Raw genomic sequence first — 17,647 nt, 5'->3', positions numbered from 1 at the left:
CGCCGCCATGCGCACCGCGGAACCGCGCACCGGCCTGGGTCCCTGGCTGGACAGCTACGCCGGCGACCATCGCCACCCCGTCAACCAGCGGCTGCACGAGGTGTGCGTGCCGCTGATCCTGTGGAGCGCCATCGCGCTGATGTGGACCATCCCGGTGCCGGCCCTGCTCGGCCGCCCGGGTTTCTGGTCCGTCGCCGCGCAGGTGCTGGCCTTTGCCTGGTACTGGAAGCATTCGCGGCGCATGGGCGGCGCCATGTTCGTGGTGTTCGTGCTGCTGGACCTGCCCACCGCATGGATCCACGCGCAGTGCGGCGCCAGCGTGCTGCGCTGGAGCGCGGTGGCGGTGTTCGCGGTGGCCTGGGTCGGCCAGTTCGTCGGCCATGCGATCGAAGGCCGCCGCCCCAGCTTCCTCACCGACCTCTCCTACCTGCTGGTCGGTCCCGCCTGGCTGCTGGACAAGCTGATGCGCCGCCTGGGCCTGGGCGGGGAGCAGGCATGAACACCTTCCTGGTGCTGCTCAGCAGCCTGCTGTGGTGGGTGCTCTACAGCAGCATCGGCGCGCTGTTCCTGGCGATCATCGCGTGGGCGGTGCTGCGCTGGATCGAACGCAGCCCGGTGGTGTTCAACCGCACCTACCTGGCCTGCCTGCTGTGGATGCTGCTGGACGTGATCGTCGGCGGCGCCGTGCTGATGAAGCACGGCGCGCAGGTCGACCCATTGGCCCTGCTGCGCACCGCCGGCTGGCGCGCCGCCATCGTGCTGAACATGCTGATCGGCGCCGTGCTGCTGCGGCGGCTGGTGCCGCGCATCGACGCGCGGCGCATCAAGCCGACCAGCGCCTGCCTGGCGGTGGCGGTGATCATGCTGGTGGTGTTCGGCGCGGTGACCAGCCTCGTCGGTTGAACACTCTCTCGGCTGATCAGGCTCGACTGATCAGCGCGCGCCGGCCTGCTCGTTGGCCTTGCGCACCGCGTCGACGAAGCTGCCGAACGGGATATCGGTAATGCCGACCAGGCCGACGTGCGAGTTCTCGCCGTCCAGCGTGCGGCCGCTTACCGGCTGGTCGCTGTACTCGAACCAGTGCGCGCCGACCACGTTCGGGTCCTGCGCCGCGGCCTGCACGTAGCGCGCATACGCCTCGCCGCGCTGCGCCTCGTTCCACACCGGCACCACGCCGCGGCCGAACGGTCCGCGGTCGTCGGAGCCGAAATGGAATTCGGTGAGCATCACGGGCTTGCCGAGCTTGGCGATGGCCGCCATGTCGACGCCGTGCTGCGGCACGTCGGTGTAGGCGTTGAAGCTGAGCACGTCGCAGTAGTGCGCACAGGCAGCGACGGCTTCCGGCGTGTTCACCGCGAAGCGGCCGCCGAGGAACAGGTGGTGCGCATCGTGCCTGTGCAGCGCTTCGCTCACCACGCGGAAATATTGCTCGGCGTATTGCCGCAGCCAGGCGCTGTAGTCGGCGGCGACCGCCGGATGCGCTTCGCTGGGCAGCGGCGCGTTGTAGCCCGTGGCGTCGAGCGCATCCCATGAAGGCAATGCGATGCCCCACGCCGCCGCCAGCTTCGCCGGTTCGCCGTACTTGCGCTTGAGCGCCGCGATAAAGGCCTGCTTCGCATCGCTGCGCGCCTCCCCGCGCAGCGTGCCCAGCGCAAGGCCCCAGCGCCCTTGCGGCCCCTGGCCGGCCCACGGCAGTTCGTTGTCGGCGAAATAACCCAGCAGCCAGGGATCGCCGGCCACGCCCTTGCTGGCCTTCACCGCCGCTGCTTCCGCCGCCTGCGCGAAGCGCGGGTCGAACGGATCCGGCATGCGGCCCCAATAGTCGTAGCCGCTGGAGACATTGCCGAATACGCCGGCCACTTCGATCGAACGCGTATAGGCCAGGCGATTCGTGCGCTCGCCCGCCAGCGCCTCGTCGCTCCAGTTGCCCAGCGTGTTGAAGCCCCAGGCGTGCAGGCGCGCCAGCGTGCGCTGGCGCCAGGCCCGCGGCCAGTCCGCGCCGTCGAGGCGATACAGGTTGGCTGCGTAGAAATCGAACCAGCGCCCGTGGTTGTAGCCGATGCCTGCGGCGGCCTGCGCATCGGGCGAGCGGTTGTCGCCGCTGCCGTAGAAGGCATGCCAAGCGCCGCTGTCGGGCGGCAGGCCGGTGAACATCCACTCGCGGCCCTGCACGTAGCTGCGCTGCTCCGTGGTCACCGCATTGACGCCGAGCGAGAAGAACGCATGGCCATCCGGCGTCACCAGCGACCAGCGGCCGTCGCGGCGCTCGGTGTGGAACCAGCCGTTGGCTTTGAACGCAGGCAGGTCGGTGCGGCCGCCGTAGGGATCGCGCTTCGCCGGCGACGGCGCCGCAACGGACTTGGCCTGCGCGGCGCGCAGCGCGGCATCGCTGTCGATCTTCTCCGGCCATTGGCCGCGCGTGTACTGGCCGTAGGCGTCGACGATGGCGGTGTAGGCATCGCGCAGCGCCGTATCGCCGGCCACTGTCTCCAGCTTGCCGAACAGCAACGTCTGCGCGGCTTGCGGCGCAGGCATGCTCAGGCGCACTGCAGCGACCTTGTGCAGATCGAGCTGCCCTTCGACCACGGTGGCGACCAGCACGCGCTGGCCCTTGCGCTCGTACGGCATCGGCGGCCCCGCCTGCATGCCCTGCGCGCGTGGCGAGACGGCATGCAGCGGCACCACCACGGTCTGCGGAGGACCGGCAGGAATACCAACCGTGGCGTGCAGCGCCTGATCCTTGCCGGCGCCATCGATATCGATGCGCAACGTTACCGCCCAGGCCATGCCGCTCTGCACGCGCAGGTGCAGTTCGCCCTGGGCGCTCCAGTCCCAGCTGCCTTGAGCGGGTGCGAGCGTGAGATGCGGAGCGGCAGCGGGCTGAAACACGAAGGGCTGCAGCACCGCGGCGCCATCGCGCACTTCATGGGCGCCACGCTGTACCTGTTCGAGCGCGGCCTTGGCGGAGGGCTGGCCGAGATCGACCACCTGCCCGGCCACGGCGGACCCGCCGCACAGGGATGCCAGCATCAAGCAGCCGAATGTATGCCATCGCTTCACGTGCCACTCCTCCACCCCGACTGGAGCGCCGTAGGTTGGGGTGAACGCAGTGAACCCCAACAACACGGCACCCGGCAGCGCTTGTTGGGGTTCGCTGCGCTCACCCCAACCTACGGCGTCACGCCGGACCTTGCCGCCGCTGCCACGCACGCCACACCAGATAAACCGGCACGCCGACCAGCACCAGCAGCAGGCTCATGCCGGCGTCTCCCGGCGAATCGAACACCGTCGCCGCGATCACACCCAGCACCGTCAGCACGAACAGGAACGGCAGCACCGGATAGAACGGCACCCGGTACGGCGCCGGCTCCGCCGCGAAGCGGCGGCGATACCAGAACAGCGTGGCAATGCCGAAGGCATGGAACAGCCACTCGCCCACCGTGGTGTAGTTGAGCAGCTGGCCGAAGCTGCCGGACAGCACCAGCACAATGGCCCAGCCGCCGAGCACCGCCAACGCCACCTGCGGCGCGCGCGACCGCGCGTCGATGCGGCCCACCGCGCGGAAGAACATGCCGTCCGCGCCCATGGTCTGCAGCACGCGCGCGCCGCCGGCAATGGCGATGCTGCAATAGCCGAAGGTGGAACAGGCGATGCCGATCGCCATCACCCGCGCGCCGGCTTCGCCGAACAGCTTGTGCATCAGGTCCGCAGCCGGCGCATGGCTGGCGGCCAGGCCCGCATGGCCGAGCCCGGCCAGATAAGCGAAGTTGACCAGCAGATAGCACAGCACCACCGCCGCCAGCCCCAGGCCCAGTGCGCGCGGCAGCGTGCGCTGCGGTTCGCGCACTTCGCCGGCCAGGTCGTTGAGGTAGTGGAAGCCGCCGTAGGTGAACAGCACCGGCAACAAGGCGCCGAGGAAATCCCATGGCCGCGCCTGGTGCACCGGATCCGGCGCCAGCGCCATGCCCAGATGCCCGCGCGCCAGCACCAGCGCCGCCGCCACCAGCATGGCGATGGCGGCCAGCTTCAGCACGGTGAACAGGTTGAGCATGCGCGAGCCGGCACGGATGCCGAAGAAATTCACGCCGACGATGAACAGGATCGCCGCCGCCGCCACCGGCTTCACCCACGGCAGCGGCAGGCCGACCGCGGCGCAGAAGTAATCGGCGAAGGTGGTCGCCACCGCCGCCACGCTGCCGGGATAGTTGATCAGCGCCATGGTCCAGCCGAACAGGAACGCCGGCAGCTGGCCGAAGGCCTCGCGCAGATAGATGTAGATGCCGCCCGCCTGCGGCCTCCGCGCGCCCAGCTCGGCGTAGCACAGCACGCCGGCCAGGGTCAGCGCGCCGCCGATCGCCCACAGCAGCAGCAGTTCCGCGCCGGAAGAGGTGCGCTCGGCCACGGTGGAGGTGCTGCGGAAGATGCCGCCGCCGATCACGCCGCCGATCACGATGGCGGCGGCGTCCCAGGTGCCGAGGCGGCGGAGGTACGAAGGTGAGGTATCGGTCATAAGCGTCGACGATAACCCGGGACGCCCCCGCATGACTGATGACCTATGCCCTATGCGCGGCAGCATGGAGACGGGCAGGCCGCCCTGCCCGTCTCCGCGCGCGGCTCAGTCCTCGTTGCGCAGCAGCGCCAGCACGGCCTTGGCCGCATCCACCGACGAGGCCGGGTTCTGTCCCGTCACCAGGTTGCCGTCGGTGACGGCGTAGGGGTGGAAGTCGGCCTTCTTCGAATACTCCGCGCCGTGCGCCTTGAGCATGTCCTCGACCAGGAACGGCACCACGTCGGTGAGCCCGACCGCGGCTTCCTCGCCGTTGGTGAAGCCGGTGACGCGCTTGCCGCACACCAGCGGCTCGCCCTTGAAACGGGTGTGGCGGAACACCGCCGGCCCGTGGCACACCGCGCCCACCGGCTTGCCGGCGGCGTAGGTGCGCTCGATCAGCGCGGCGGAGCCGGCATCCTCCGCCAGGTCCCACAGCGGGCCGTGCCCGCCGGGATAGAACACGGCGTCGTACTGCGCCTTGGCCGCCTCGGCCAGCGGCTGGGTATGGGCCAGCGCCTCCACCGCCTTGGCATCGGCGCGGAAGCGGCGGGTGGCCTCGGTCTGCGCGTCGGGCTCGTCGCTCTTGGGATCGAGCGGCGGCTGGCCACCCTTGGGCGAGGCGAGCACGATCTGCGCGCCGGCGTCCTTGAACACGTAGTACGGCGCGGCGAATTCTTCCAGCCAGAAGCCGGTCTTGCGGCCGGTATCGCCGAGCTGGTCGTGCGACGTCAGCACCATCAGGATCTTCATCGGTTTTTCCTCGCGTGATTGCCGCCCATCCTGGCAGGCGGGGCGGTAAGTGCACGTGATCTGCGGGCCGGCGCGGTGCCTTCAAGCGTCGCGCCAGCGGATCGGCAGAAATGGGCAAGCCCGGCAGCGGATCGGGCAGGCGCGGCGGTTCCGTGCTTAACTCTCGCCGCCATCCACGCTTGCGATCCCTGCCGCTCCGCTCGTGCCACCGCCTCCGCGCAAGATCATCCACATCGACATGGACGCGTTCTACGCGTCGGTGGAGCAGCGCGACGACCCCGAGCTGCGCGGCAAGCCGGTGGTGGTGGCCTGGCGCGGCGCGCGTTCGGTGGTGTGCGCGGCCAGCTACGAGGCGCGCAAGTTCGGCGTGCGTTCGGCGATGCCGGCGGTGCGCGCGGAGCGGCTGTGCCCGCAGGCGATCTTCGTGCCGCCGGATTTCAGCCGCTACAAGGCGGTGTCGCGGCAGGTGCGCGAGATCTTCGCGCGGCATACCGAGCTGATCGAACCGCTGTCGCTGGACGAGGCCTACCTGGACGTCACCTCGTCGATCACCGCGCTGCCTTCGGCCACCGCCACCGCCGAGGCGATCCGCACGGCGATCCGCAAGGAAACGCAGCTCACCGCCTCGGCCGGCGTGGCGCCGAACAAGTTCCTGGCCAAGATCGCGTCGGACTGGAAGAAACCAGACGGCCTGTTCGTGATCCGCCCGCACCAGGTGCTGGACTTCCTCGCCCCGCTGCCGGTGGGCCGCCTGCCCGGCGTGGGCAAGGTGATGGAAGCCAAGCTCACCGCCATGCATATCGCCACCGTGGGCGAGCTGCGCAACGTCGCGGCGGAAGAACTGGAACAGCGCTTCGGCCGCTGGGGCCGGCGCCTGCACGAGCTGTCGCTGGGCATCGACGAGCACGCGGTGGAACCGGACCGCCCCACCCTGCAGGTCTCCGCCGAGGACACCTTCGAGAGCGACCTCACGCTGGACGAACTCGAACCGCATATCCGCCGCCTGGCCGGGAAGACCTGGGCCGCGCATGAGCGCGAGGCCGCGGGCGCGCACGGGCGCATCGCGCGCACCGTGGTGCTGAAGCTCAAGACCAGCGACTTCCACACGCTGACGCGCAGCCTCACGCCGTCGACGCGCCCCACGTCAGCCGAAGAACTGGCCGACCTGGCCTGCGCCCTGCGCGCCCGCGTGGAGCGGCCGGCGGAAAGCCGCTACCGGCTGGTCGGGGTGGGGCTCTCCGGCTTCGTCGAGCAGGACAGCTTCGTCGCCCAGGGCGACCTGTTCGAGCACGGCTAGGCGCACTGCTGCGCCGCGCCGGGATCGGCTACGCTGCGCCTCCTCCAGCCTTGCCGAGACGTACGACATGCATCTCGAACTGCCGAAAATGCGCTTGCATTCGCTGACCGATTTCACCAAGCACTATCTGATGATCGTGCTCAGCATTCTTACCGCGCTGGGGCTGGAGGCGTGGATCGAGCGCTCGCATCATGCGCATGCGGCGGAGACGGCGAACCGGCATATCCGCGCGGAGATCGAGGCCAACCTCAGCGACGTGCGCCTGTCGATCAAGACCAACGAGGCCTTGATCAAGCCGCTGATCGAACTGGACGAGACGGTGAGCGCGGATATCCGCGCGGGCGCCACCGCGGCGGCGATCAACCAGCATATCCAGGCGCGCCACGCCTCGTTCAAGCTGAGCGTGAACTGGCCCACCGTGGCCTCGCAGGCTTGGGACGTGGCCGTGGCCAACCAGTCGGCCAGCTGGATGGACGATGCCGACCTGCGCCGTTATTCCGCGGCCTATGCGGACCTGCACGACGCCTCCAACTGGCTGACCCACGACAGCATCATCCTGCTCAATGCGCCGAGCATGGCGGCGCTGCGCACGCGGATCGAACTCCATGCGGCGGTCGATCCGCTGGAATTCGCCACGGTGCTGCGGCAGATGATCAGCACCTCGCAGGAAATCCAGTCGCACCTGCACCAGCTGGAAGGCCATCTGGTGCATGCGCTGGAACGCGACGACACCGGCACCGCGCACGGCTGAAGGCTTCAGATTTCCAGCACCTTGTCCAGGCCGCGGTGCAGGCCGGGCGCCAGGCCCGGCACCTTGCGCAGCGCCAGCAGCGCGCCGTCGACGTAAGGCTTCGCGCTGCTGCCGGCGTTATGGCGCAGGGTGAGCGTCTGGTCCGGCATGCCGAAGATCACCTCGGCGCCGAGCACGAAGCCCGGCAGGCGCACCGCGTGCACCTGTGCGCCGCCCAGGGTGCCGCCGCGCGTCTCGCGTACGCCGCGGGTCTGCTCCAGCGGCAGCCCGAGTTCCGGCTGGCGCACCTGGCCCAGGCGTCCGGCCAGTTCGCGCACGGTGCCGCTGGGGGCGTCCGGCTTGCCTTCGTAGGCGTAGTCGATGATTTCCCAGCTCGGGATGTACTGCGCCGCCTGCTCGGCGAATTTCTGCAGCAGCACCATGGTGAGTGCGAAGTTGCCGCAGGCGAGCACGGCGCGGCCCCTGGCGCGCGCGGCCTGGTCGATCTGCGCGTAGTCCTCGTCGCTCAGTCCCGAGGTGCCCACCACCACGTGCGCACCGTGTTCCAGCGCGGCGAGGATGTTGGCCTTGGCGCTGTCCGGCCTGGTGTATTCCATGAACACGTCGACCGGCCGGGCCAGGGCCTCGGCGGCGGTGGCGAACACCGGCGCATCCAGGCGCGCATCGCCCAGCGCCTGCCCCAGCGTGCCGCCGGCATGCTTGCGCGATACCGCGCTCACCAGCTTCAGGCCATCGGCGGCGGCCAGGCCGCGCGCCAGTTCCGAACCGGCCCAGCCGGTGGCTCCTGCCAGACAGACGTTCAAGCCCATGGGTCACCTCGCCAGTCAAAGAAAACCAGATGCCGCCGTGCCGGGCGCTTTGCAAGCCCTTGCGCACTGCCGGCCCGCGGCGCCTTCGGTTAGGCTCGGCAGCTTCCCGCATATCGCCGCCCGGACGCTGCCATGCACCTCGAATTGCCCAGAACGCGCCTGCAATCGCTCAAGGATTTCATCAAGCATTATCTGATGATCGTGCTCAGCATCCTCACCGCGCTGGGGCTGGAGGCGTGGATCGAGCATGTCCATCACAAGCACGCGGCCGAGGAGGCCAGCGTGCGCATCGATGCGGAGATCCAGCAGAACCTGGCCGAGATCGAGCGCGTGCTCGAACACGACCGGGCGCGCATGGAAGCACTGGCCCACCTGCGCGACGTGCTCGCCGCCGACATCAAGGCGCATGCCTCGGACGAAACGATCCGCCAGCACGCCCATGCGAACGCACCCGACGGCCTGTACCTGGACTACCGCTGGCCGGTGCTGCGGCGCGAAGCCTGGGACCTGGCCGTGGCCAACCAGTCCGCCAGCTGGATCGACAACGAGCGCCTGCGCGCCTATTCGTCCATCTACGCGTCCCAGACCGCCAGCCTCAACAATCTGGCGGCCGACATTCCGCTGGTGTTGAACGGCCCGCATGCGATGGACATGGGGCTGGACTTCGACAACGACGATTACCAGCCGCGCGAACTGCTGCACGTGGCCAGCCAGATGGCGGGCACGGTGCACGAGGTGGTCAGCATGCTGGACGGGCTGCACAAGCGGATCGAGGCGGCGATCGCGGCGGACAAGCAGCACGGGCACTCGTAGCAGCACCTCGTCATTCCGGCGCAGGCCGGAATGACGAGCGTTCGCTCTTCACACCTTGCACACGTATTCGCATCGCGCGTTTTTTCGAATGCACGAATCGTTGAACATCATTAACGGCGCGCGCTCTCTTTCACCCGGAAGCTATTTTCAAGGCATGTGCGAAGCGCCTTCGCGCGCGCATCGGGCGATTTGCATCGCAGGTGCTTGACGCAGTCTCTTTCGATTTGCAAAGCGCACCGAAGATGCATTACCAAAGCCGCCGGAACGTTTGTGGCCCGGATGGCCGGACGCTCTTTCAGGGGATGCGTCATCGCTCGACTCTCCGCCGTGGGATGCAGCGGAGCACAGGTAGTCGCATGAATCGTCGCCACCGCGATGCGGTCGGCGCGCAGGTGAGTTGTTGCCCGAAACCGGCGGCTGGAATCCTCCAGCGCCGGAACCGAAAACTTATTTTTCGCATCAGGGAGAATTCAATGCTTGCGAAGTTGACGTTTGTCGTAGCCGCCGGCGTGCTCAGCGCCGCCTGTGTTTCCGCGGCCTATGCCGCGCAGCCCACCACCGACCTGGTCGGTGCGCTGGAAGCGCAGGCCCATGCGCAGTGGCGCGAGGACATCTCGCATATCGCCACGCCCGCCGAAGGCTGCTTCCATGCCACCTATCCCAGCGTCGTGTGGGAGCGCGCCGCATGCACGGCGGCGATCCCGCGCGTGACGCCGACGCCGCGCTGGCGCAGCTTCGGCCCCGCGCAGAACGCCGGCAACGGCAACGACTACACGCTGCATTCGTCCACGCTGATCACCAAGGCGGTGGGCAGCTTCCCGAGCGTGACCGGCGTGACTTCGGAATCCGGCGTGGGCGTGGCCGCCTACGGCGGCGGCGGCATCCTCGGCCCGAACGAGTATTCGCTGCAGATCAACTCCAGCTTCGACGACACCACCTCGGCCTGCAAAGGCCACTCCGGCTGTACCGTGTGGCAGCAGTACGTGTACGCGCCGGACTACGAAGTGGACGGCCAGGCGGCCGTGTTCATGCAGTACTGGCTGATCGGCTACGGCGGCAGCAGCTGCCCCAGCGGCTTCGGCAGCGACGGCGCCGGCGACTGCTACAAGAACAGCGCCGCGGCCACCGCGCCGGACGTGCCGGCCACCCAGCTGGCCAACGTGAAGCTGACCGGCACGGTGAGCTCGGGCGGCAACGACACCGTGGTGTTCACCAACGGCACCCAGGCCTACAGCTCCAGCGGCAAGGACAGCGTGCTGTACCTGGCGACGGTGTGGAAGGTGGGCGAGTGGAACGTGGTCGGCAATGCCGGCGGCTCGATGGCCAAGTTCAACACCGGCTCGTCGATCACCGCGAAGCTGGCGGTGACCAACGGCTCCACCTCGGCGCCGTCGTGCGTGGCCAACTCCGGCAGCACGGGCGAGAGCAACAACCTCAACCTGGGCAGCTGCTCGACGGGTGGCGGCTCGACGCCGTACATCCAGTTCACCGAGTCGAACTGAGCTCGGCGCAAGGCAAAGAAAAAGCCCGGGCATGCCCGGGCTTTTTCCGGCGCCGCATTTCAGTGTGCGGGAACGGGATCGAGCCCCGTCGCCTTTACCTCCGGCTGCGCCTCGGGCGACGCGAGATAGTCGAGCAGCGCCTTGGCTTCCTCCGGATGCCGGGCGCCCGCGGGGATGCCGCCGGCGAAGCGCGTGACCGATTGCAGCGACTCGGGAATCTTGCCGACGAAAGTTGCCCCCCGCACGGGAAGCAGTTCGCTCACCTGCTGGAGGCCGATGTCGTAGTTACCGTTGGCCACGACCGACGCCACCGGAACCCGCGGAATCATCTTCGCCTTCGACTTGACCTGGTCCTCGATGCCAAGCTTCCTGAACAGCTCCCGCTCGACATAGACACCGCTTGCGCTGTCCGAATAGGCGATCGATTTCGCCTGCAGCAGTGCCTGCCTGAGGCCTTCGACCGACCGGATGTCCGGTTTCGCCGCACCTTCGCGCACTACCATGCCAATACGCGAATCGGCCAGCTCGACGCGTGACCCCGGCAGGACCCGGCCTTGCCTGATCAACTCGTCAAGCGCGTAACCGACCATGATGACGACGTCCGCGGGTTCGCCACGCGCAAGCCGGCTCGGTATCGCCTCGGGCGATTTGCCCATCGACGGCCCCAAGGTGGTCTCGAGCGTATGGCCCGTATGGGCGGCGAACCGCGGGCCCAGCAGCTTGTAGGCGGCGGTGAACCCGCCGGAGGTCATCACTTGCAACTGGGCGGCCTGCACGTTCGCGAAGCAGGCGGAGGCCGCGACGATCGAGGCCGCGCATAGTTTCAGGATGGGATTTTTCATGGCGGTGCCCGTACGGATCTGGCGGTGTTCGTGAGGCGGGACGAGCCTGGCGTCAGTGCGCCGGCGCCAACGCGGATGCGCCGCGGCGGTAGAGCACGAACGTCGCGATGAGCGCGCATGCCGCGGCGAAGCTCATCCAGTAGCCGGGAGCGGCCTTGTCGCCCGTCATGTGAATCAGCGCCATGGAAACCGCTGGCGTGAAACCGCCGAACACAGCCGTCGCGAGGCTGTACGCCAGCGAGAATCCGGCGACGCGCACCTGCACCGGCATCACCTCCGTGAGCGCGGCGACCATCGCGCCGTTATAGATGCCGTAGATGAAGGAGAGCCACAGCAGGACGAGCAGCATGCTGACGAACGAAGGCGCATGGGCAAGCAGGGACAACGCCGGATACACGGTAGCGATGGCGAGCACGGTCATGCCGACGAGAAGCGGCCGGCGGCCGACGCGGTCGGAGAGCGCGCCGCCGATCGGCAGCCATACGAAGTTGGACACTCCAACGCAGAGCGTCACGAGCAGGCTGTCGGCGGTACTGAGGTGCAGAACCGTCCTGCCGAAGGTCGGCGCGTAGACGGTGATCAGATAGAAGCTCGCGGTGGTCATGGCCACCAGCATCATCCCGGCGATCACCACGACCCAGTTCCGCGCCAGCGTGCCGAGCAGTTCTTTCATGTCCGGCCGATGCTGGCGTGCCTTGAATTCCTGCGTCTCCTCCAGGCGGCGGCGCAGGATGAAGATGAACGGCACGATCATGCAGCCGACGAGGAACGGTATGCGCCATCCCCACGAGGCGATGACCGGCGCGCTCAGCCATCGATCGAGCGCGAAACCCAGGCCGGCCGCCACGACAATCGCGACCTGCTGGCTCGCCGATTGCCAGCTGGTGAAAAAGCCCTTGCGGCCCGGCGTGGCCATCTCGGCCAGATACACCGACACGCCGCCCAGCTCGGCACCGGCCGAAAAGCCCTGCAGCAAGCGTCCGAGCAGCACGAGCGCGGGAGCCAGAAGGCCGATCGTCGCGTAGCCCGGTACGAAGGCGATCAGGATCGTGCCGCTGGCCATGATCGACAGCGTGACGATGAGACCTTTGCGGCGGCCGACGTTGTCGATATAGGCGCCAAGCACGATCGCTCCGAGCGGCCGCATCAGGAATCCGGCGCCGAAGGCGGCGAAAGTCATCATCAACGAGGCGAATTCGCTTTGCGCCGGGAAAAAGACCTGGGCGATCTGCGTCGCGTAGAACCCGAACAGGAAGAAGTCGAATTGCTCAAGGAAGTTCCCCGCCGTCACGCGAAGGACCGCAGCGGCTTTCGAAAGGCCGGCCGGAAGGCTGGGCGAAGGATCCATCGACGTGTCTCCTGGTCTCTTGAACATGCGCAAGCGGGCGAACAATGACTTCCCGGCGGTATCGGCCCCCGGCGGTATCGGCAACGGAAAGCACGATGGGCCAAGGCGGGATTGGATCGGCGATTTCGAGCAGCCATGGAAAATATCAGAACGCGCGAACGCGTCAGCACGGACCAGCTCTTAAAATGACTTTCATCGCGCGTTTTGCCGTGCAGGCGGCAGAACGAAAACTTTCTGATTTATCGCCATGGCGAGCCGGCGTAAGGAAATGACATGATGCGCGGCTTGGTCAGCCAAGAGAAAAAGCCTGGGCATGCCCAGGCTTTTCAATGATGGCGGCACTTACTTCCGCTTGGGGATATACAGGTCGGTGATGGTGCCTTCGTACACCTCCGCCGCCATGCCCACCGACTCGCTCAAGGTGGGGTGCGGATGGATGGTGAGGCCGATATCGGCCGCCTCGCTGCCCATCTCGATGGCGTGGGTGATCTCGGCGATCAGGTCGCCCGCATGCGGGCCGACGATGGCGCCGCCGACCACGCGGTGGGTTTCCTCGTCGAAGATCAGCTTGGTGAAGCCTTCGGTGCGGTCGATGCCGATGGCGCGGCCGCTGGCCACCCACGGGAACTTGCCCACGCCGATCTTCAGGCCCTTCTCCTTGGCCTCGCGCTCGGTCACGCCGACCCATGCCACTTCCGGATCGGTATAGGCCACGGACGGGATCACGCGCGCATCGAAGTAGCTCTTCATGCCGGCGACCACTTCGGCGGCGACGCGCGCCTCGTGGGTGGCCTTGTGCGCCAGCATCGGCTGGCCGACCAGGTCGCCGATGGCGAAGATGTGCGGCACGTTGGTGCGCATCTGCGTGTCGACGTTGATGAAGCCGCGCTCGGTCACCGCCACGCCGGCCTTGTCCGCGCCGATCTTGTTGCCGTTGGGCGAGCGGCCCACGGCGACCAGCACGCGGTCGAACAGCCTGGTCTCGGGGATGCTGTCGCCTTCGTAGGCGACCTCGATGCCCTTCTTGGTGGCCTTGGCCTCGGTGACCTTGGTTTTAAGGTGCACGCCCTTGAGCTTGCCGCCCAGGCGCTTGGCCAGCGGCTTGATCAGGTCGGTGTCGGCGCCGGGGATCAGCTGGTCCATGAATTCGACCACGGTCACTTCGCTGCCCAGCGCGCCATACACCGTGGCCATTTCCAGGCCGATGATGCCGCCGCCGACGACCAGCAGCTTGCCCGGCACGTCCTTCAATTCCAGCGCGCCGGTGGAATCCATCACGCGCTCGTCGTCCCAGGGGAAGGCCGGCAGCTTCACCGACTGCGAGCCGGCGGCGATGATGGCCTGCTCGAAGCGGACCAGCTTCTTGCCTTCGGCCGTCTCCACTTCCAGTTCGTGCGGCGACACGAACGTGCCCACGCCCTGCACGGTGCGCACCTTGCGCTGCCTGGACATGCCGGCCAGGCCGCCGGTGAGCTGGGCCACGACCTTGTTCTTGAACGAGCGCAGCTTGTCCAGGTCGAGCTTCGGCTTGCCGAAGCTGACGCCGTGCGCGGCCATCGCCTCGGCCTCGTCGATCACGGCGGCGGCGTGCAGCAGCGCCTTGGACGGGATGCAGCCCACGTTGAGGCAGACGCCGCCCAGGGTGGCGTAGCGCTCGACCAGCACGGTGTCCACGCCAAGGTCCGCGGCGCGGAACGCGGCGGTGTAGCCGCCGGGGCCGGAGCCGAGCACCACCAGCTTGCATTCGATGTCGGCGCTGCGGCCGGAGGCGCCGGCCGCCTGCGGGGCGGGTGCCGGAGCCTTGGCGGCGGCAGCCGGCGCAGGCGCCGGTGCCGGAGCGGGCGCCGCGGCCTTCGGCGCTTCGGCCGCGGGCGCGGCGGCGTCGCCGGCGACTTCGAGGATGGCGATGACGGCGCCTTCGGACAGCTCGTCACCCACCTTCACTTTCAATTCCTTGATGGTGCCGGCCGCGCTCGAGGGGATTTCCATCGTCGCCTTGTCGGACTCCAGCGTGATCAGGCTCTGGTCCTTGGTCACGCTGTCGCCGGCCTTCACCAGCACTTCGATCACCGGCACGTTCTCGTTGCCGCCGATATCGGGGACTTTCAGTTCGATCGTATTCGCCATGTCGTCGGTCTCCGCGTCAGAGCAGCAGGCGGCGGATGTCGCCGAGCTGGGTGGCGAGGAAGGAGGCGAAGCGGGCGGCCAGGGCGCCGTCGATCACGCGGTGGTCGTAGCTCAGCGACAGCGGCAGGATCAGGCGCGGGGCGAATTCCTTGCCGTTCCACACCGGCTTGGTCTGCGCCTTGGACACGCCCAGGATGGCCACTTCCGGCGCATTGACGATGGGCGTGAACGCGGTGCCGCCGATGCCGCCCAGCGAGGAGATCGAGAAGCAGCCGCCGGACATGTCGTTCGGGCCGAGCTTCTTGTCACGCGCCTTCTTGGAGATTTCGCCCAGTTCCACGGCGAGGTCCAGCAGGCCCTTCTTGTCGCAGTCGCGGATCACCGGCACGACCAGGCCGTCCGGCGTGTCGACCGCGATGCCGACGTGGAAATACTTCTTGAGGATCAGCTTTTCGCCGGTCTCGTCCAGCGAGGCGTTGAACTGCGGGAACTTCTTCAGCGCCGCGACCACCGCCTTGATCTGGAACACCAGCGGGGTGATCTTCAGGTCCTTGTTCTCTTCGCCGAGCTTCTTGCGGAAGGCTTCCAGCTCGGTGATGTCCGCGTCCTCGTGCTGCGTGACGTGCGGAATCATCGCCCAGTTGCGCGCCAGGTTGGCGCCGGAAATCTTCTGGATGCGGCTGAGCGGCTTCTCCTCGATCGCGCCGAACTTGGCGAAATCCACCTTCGGCCACGGCAGCAGGTTGAGGCCGCCGCCGGCCGGCTGGGCCGGACCGCTGGGACGCGCGCCGGAGGCCAGCGCGTGCTTGACGTAGGAGGCCACGTCCTCGCGCACGATGCGGCCGCCGCGGCCGCTGCCCTTGACCTGGCGGATGTCCACGCCCAGCTCGCGCGCGAAGGCGCGGATGGCGGGGCTGGCGTAGGGGGCGTCGCCCGGCATCACGATGCGCGAGTCGAACGGCGGGCGGGCCGCCGGCGCCACGTCGCCTTCCGGCGCGTTGCCGGGCAGGACGCCGCGGCCGCCGAGCGGGGCGGGCTTTTCTTCCACCTGGGGCACGGCGGCCTTGGCCGGTGCCGGGGCCGGCGCCGGCGCGGCGGCCGGGGCGCCTTCGCTGCTCTCGATCAGGGCGATCACGGCGCCTTCGGACAGCTCGTCGCCGACCTTGACCTTCAGCTCCTTCACCACGCCGCCGAACGCGGCGGGCACTTCCATGGTGGCCTTGTCCGATTCCAGCGTGATCAGGCTCTGGTCCTTGGCCACGGTGTCGCCGACCTTGACCAGCACCTCGATCACCGGCACGCCTTCATGGCCGCCGATATCCGGCACCAGGGCTTCGCGCACGCCGCCGGCGGCCGGCGCGGGAGCGGCGCGGCTGGGCTCGGCGGCCTTGGCCGGGGCGGCAGCGGGAGCCGGCGCGGGGGCCGGGGCGGCGGCCTGGGTGGCCGGCGCGGGTGCAGGCGCGGGGGCGGAGGCCTCGTCGGCCTCGATGATGGCGATCACGGCGCCCTCGGACACCTCGTCGCCCACCTTGAGCTTGACTTCCTTGACCGTGCCGGCGAACGGCGCGGGCACTTCCATGGTGGCCTTGTCCGATTCCAGGGTGACCAGGCCTTGTTCCTTCGCGACCTTGTCCCCGGGCTTCACCAGTACTTCGATCACCGGGACGTTGTCGTGCCCGATATCCGGCACGCGGGCTTCTTTCAGGTCGGCCATGGTTACTCCTGCGATGTCGATGGCGCCGCGCGTGGGGGATGGCGGCACGCAAGAGCCTAATCATAGCGAAGGCGCCCGGTCCCGTCTGGATCGATCTTGGTCGCGGGGGACCATGCGCATACGTATGCACAGGAACTCTTCTCCCCTCCGGGGAGAAGATGCCGGCAGGCAGATGAGGGGTGGGTGCTCGCCAAAACGGATCGACAGGGCGGGGCTTGCTTGCTGCTCCCGCTTCCACGCTCCGCCCGCCCCCTCACCCCAGCCCTCTCCCCGGCGGGGAGAGGGGGCAGAAGCGTCAGTCCGGCAGCTTGCCCTGCACCACCCGCAGCTCGCGCTGCGGGAACGGAATGGAGATGCCCGCGGCCTCGAAGCGCTCCTTGATCCGGCGCAGCAGGTCCGTCTGGGCGCCCCAGATATCCCCGCTGCGGGTGTAGGCGCGGATCACCAGGTTCACCGCGCTGTCGCCCAGGGATTCGGTCCAGATGCCCGGCGCGGGGTCGCGCAGGATGCGCTCGTCGGCGTCGAACAGCTCGCGCACCACGTCCATGGCCTTGCCGATGTCGTCGCCGTAGCCGATGCCCACCTTCAGCTCGAAGCGGCGGGTGCCGCGGCGGTTGAAATTGACGATGGCCTCGGCGCCGATCTTGCCGTTGGGCACGATTGCCTCGCGGTTGTCCGGCAGCACCAGCAAGGTGTGCATCAGATTGATCGAATCCACCGTGCCGTCGATGCCGCCGGCGGTGATGTAGTCGCCCACGCGGAACGGCCGGAACACGATCAGCAGCACGCCCCAGGCCAGGTTGCTGAGCGACCCCTGCAAGGCCAGGCCGATGGCCAGGCCCGCGGTGCTGAGCGCGGCGATCAGCGGCGCCGACGGCACGCCGGCCTGCTGCAGCGCCATCACCACCAGCAGCACGATCAGCACGCCGTTGATCAGGTTGCGCAGGAAGCCGCTCAGGGTCGGGTCGAATTTCGCGCGCTGCATGGCGCGCAGCGCGAAGTTGGCGACGCGTGCGGCCAGCCACAGGCCCAGCAGCAGGATCAGCAGCGCGGCGCCGAGATTGATCAGGTGGTCGATCGCATTTTCGGAAAAATGCAGGCGCACCAGGAAATCGTGCATGGCGGGGAGTCCATCCGGGGAAGGC

At 68.3% G+C, this 17,647-nt stretch carries 15 protein-coding genes; 6 read left to right on the top strand and 9 right to left on the bottom strand.

Features of this window, described 5'->3' with window-relative positions:
- Window positions 1-7 precede the first annotated feature (7 nt).
- Together ISN75_RS02330 and ISN75_RS02325 are read left to right on the top strand one after the other, a co-directional pair.
- The gene (locus ISN75_RS02330; RefSeq protein ID WP_343819554.1) at window positions 8-499 is read left to right on the top strand and encodes a DUF962 domain-containing protein; all 492 of its coding nucleotides are present in this window, start codon (window positions 8-10) and stop codon (window positions 497-499) included.
- Window positions 496-903 carry a hypothetical protein gene (locus ISN75_RS02325; RefSeq protein WP_343819555.1) on the top strand — a complete coding sequence of 136 codons (408 nt, stop codon included), beginning with the start codon at window positions 496-498 and terminating at the stop codon, window positions 901-903. The genes ISN75_RS02330 and ISN75_RS02325 overlap by 4 nt, the downstream gene beginning before the upstream one ends.
- 30 nt (window positions 904-933) lie before the next feature.
- On the opposite strand, the gene ISN75_RS02320 is transcribed toward ISN75_RS02325, so the two are convergent.
- The 3 genes from ISN75_RS02320 to ISN75_RS02310 all read right to left on the bottom strand — a co-directional run bounded on the left by ISN75_RS02320 (window position 934) and on the right by ISN75_RS02310 (window position 5,299).
- Window positions 934-3,030: a beta-agarase gene (locus ISN75_RS02320; RefSeq protein ID WP_343819586.1), complete on the bottom strand. Its 2,097-nt coding sequence runs from the start codon at window positions 3,028-3,030 to the stop codon at window positions 934-936.
- A 148-nt stretch (window positions 3,031-3,178) separates the two neighbouring features.
- Complete coding sequence (locus ISN75_RS02315) at window positions 3,179-4,510, bottom strand: APC family permease (RefSeq protein WP_168649261.1); 1,332 nt, start codon at window positions 4,508-4,510, stop codon at window positions 3,179-3,181.
- Window positions 4,511-4,615: 105 nt separating this feature from the next.
- Complete coding sequence (locus ISN75_RS02310) at window positions 4,616-5,299, bottom strand: type 1 glutamine amidotransferase domain-containing protein (protein WP_343819558.1); 684 nt, start codon at window positions 5,297-5,299, stop codon at window positions 4,616-4,618.
- A gap of 202 nt (window positions 5,300-5,501) precedes the next feature.
- Here ISN75_RS02310 and dinB point away from each other — a divergent pair, with 202 nt between their 5' ends.
- Window positions 5,502-6,596: a DNA polymerase IV gene (gene dinB, locus ISN75_RS02305; RefSeq protein ID WP_343819560.1), complete on the top strand. Its 1,095-nt coding sequence runs from the start codon at window positions 5,502-5,504 to the stop codon at window positions 6,594-6,596.
- 67 nt (window positions 6,597-6,663) lie between these two features.
- A complete protein-coding gene (locus ISN75_RS02300) occupies window positions 6,664-7,347 on the top strand; it encodes a hypothetical protein (RefSeq protein ID WP_343819562.1) in 684 nt (227 codons plus the stop codon).
- Window positions 7,348-7,352: 5 nt separating this feature from the next.
- Here the strand turns inward: ISN75_RS02300 and dapB are convergent, their stop codons facing one another.
- On the bottom strand, window positions 7,353-8,156 hold the full coding sequence (gene dapB, locus ISN75_RS02295; protein WP_343819564.1) for a 4-hydroxy-tetrahydrodipicolinate reductase: 804 nt from the start codon (window positions 8,154-8,156) through the stop codon (window positions 7,353-7,355).
- Between the two features lie 132 nt (window positions 8,157-8,288).
- On the opposite strand from dapB, the gene ISN75_RS02290 reads away from it, so the two are divergent.
- Both ISN75_RS02290 and ISN75_RS02285 read left to right on the top strand, forming a co-directional pair.
- On the top strand, window positions 8,289-8,969 hold the full coding sequence (locus tag ISN75_RS02290) for a hypothetical protein (RefSeq protein WP_168649259.1): 681 nt from the start codon (window positions 8,289-8,291) through the stop codon (window positions 8,967-8,969).
- 473 nt (window positions 8,970-9,442) lie between these two features.
- On the top strand, window positions 9,443-10,471 hold the full coding sequence (locus ISN75_RS02285) for a hypothetical protein (protein ID WP_167252648.1): 1,029 nt from the start codon (window positions 9,443-9,445) through the stop codon (window positions 10,469-10,471).
- Window positions 10,472-10,530: 59 nt separating this feature from the next.
- Here the strand turns inward: ISN75_RS02285 and ISN75_RS02280 are convergent, their stop codons facing one another.
- The 5 genes from ISN75_RS02280 to ISN75_RS02260 form a co-directional block, all read right to left on the bottom strand.
- A complete protein-coding gene (locus tag ISN75_RS02280; protein ID WP_423385162.1) occupies window positions 10,531-11,301 on the bottom strand; it encodes a substrate-binding domain-containing protein in 771 nt (256 codons plus the stop codon).
- A gap of 64 nt (window positions 11,302-11,365) precedes the next feature.
- Window positions 11,366-12,688, bottom strand: coding sequence for an MFS transporter (locus ISN75_RS02275; protein WP_423385122.1), 1,323 nt, complete (start codon window positions 12,686-12,688; stop codon window positions 11,366-11,368).
- Between the two features lie 315 nt (window positions 12,689-13,003).
- On the bottom strand, window positions 13,004-14,788 hold the full coding sequence (gene lpdA / locus ISN75_RS02270; protein ID WP_167252651.1) for a dihydrolipoyl dehydrogenase: 1,785 nt from the start codon (window positions 14,786-14,788) through the stop codon (window positions 13,004-13,006).
- A gap of 16 nt (window positions 14,789-14,804) precedes the next feature.
- Complete coding sequence (gene aceF / locus ISN75_RS02265) at window positions 14,805-16,502, bottom strand: dihydrolipoyllysine-residue acetyltransferase (protein ID WP_423385121.1); 1,698 nt, start codon at window positions 16,500-16,502, stop codon at window positions 14,805-14,807.
- 295 nt (window positions 16,503-16,797) lie between these two features.
- Window positions 16,798-17,622 carry a mechanosensitive ion channel family protein gene (locus ISN75_RS02260; protein ID WP_343821687.1) on the bottom strand — a complete coding sequence of 275 codons (825 nt, stop codon included), beginning with the start codon at window positions 17,620-17,622 and terminating at the stop codon, window positions 16,798-16,800.
- Between the last annotated feature and the right edge of the window lie 25 nt (window positions 17,623-17,647).

It is taken from the genome of Dyella marensis, assembly GCF_049532885.1.
Classification (GTDB): Bacteria; Pseudomonadota; Gammaproteobacteria; order Xanthomonadales; family Rhodanobacteraceae; genus Dyella_D; species Dyella_D marensis.
Note: the sequence above shows the minus strand (reverse complement) of the source record. Positions and strands in the feature narration are given on the sequence as shown.

Excerpts from the sequence above, each read along its gene's own strand:
- ISN75_RS02330 (WP_343819554.1), top strand. The coding sequence starts at position 8 with ATGCGCACCGCGGAACCGCGCACCGGCCTGGGTCCCTGGCTGGACAGC.
- ISN75_RS02325 (WP_343819555.1), top strand. The coding sequence starts at position 496 with ATGAACACCTTCCTGGTGCTGCTCAGCAGCCTGCTGTGGTGGGTGCTC.
- ISN75_RS02320 (WP_343819586.1), bottom strand. The coding sequence starts at position 3,030 with ATGCTGGCATCCCTGTGCGGCGGGTCCGCCGTGGCCGGGCAGGTGGTC.
- ISN75_RS02315 (WP_168649261.1), bottom strand. The coding sequence starts at position 4,510 with ATGACCGATACCTCACCTTCGTACCTCCGCCGCCTCGGCACCTGGGAC.
- ISN75_RS02310 (WP_343819558.1), bottom strand. The coding sequence starts at position 5,299 with ATGAAGATCCTGATGGTGCTGACGTCGCACGACCAGCTCGGCGATACC.
- ISN75_RS02300 (WP_343819562.1), top strand. The coding sequence starts at position 6,664 with ATGCATCTCGAACTGCCGAAAATGCGCTTGCATTCGCTGACCGATTTC.
- dapB (WP_343819564.1), bottom strand. The coding sequence starts at position 8,156 with ATGGGCTTGAACGTCTGTCTGGCAGGAGCCACCGGCTGGGCCGGTTCG.
- ISN75_RS02290 (WP_168649259.1), top strand. The coding sequence starts at position 8,289 with ATGCACCTCGAATTGCCCAGAACGCGCCTGCAATCGCTCAAGGATTTC.
- ISN75_RS02285 (WP_167252648.1), top strand. The coding sequence starts at position 9,443 with ATGCTTGCGAAGTTGACGTTTGTCGTAGCCGCCGGCGTGCTCAGCGCC.
- ISN75_RS02275 (WP_423385122.1), bottom strand. The coding sequence starts at position 12,688 with ATGTTCAAGAGACCAGGAGACACGTCGATGGATCCTTCGCCCAGCCTT.
- lpdA (WP_167252651.1), bottom strand. The coding sequence starts at position 14,788 with ATGGCGAATACGATCGAACTGAAAGTCCCCGATATCGGCGGCAACGAG.
- aceF (WP_423385121.1), bottom strand. The coding sequence starts at position 16,502 with ATGGCCGACCTGAAAGAAGCCCGCGTGCCGGATATCGGGCACGACAAC.
- ISN75_RS02260 (WP_343821687.1), bottom strand. The coding sequence starts at position 17,622 with ATGCACGATTTCCTGGTGCGCCTGCATTTTTCCGAAAATGCGATCGAC.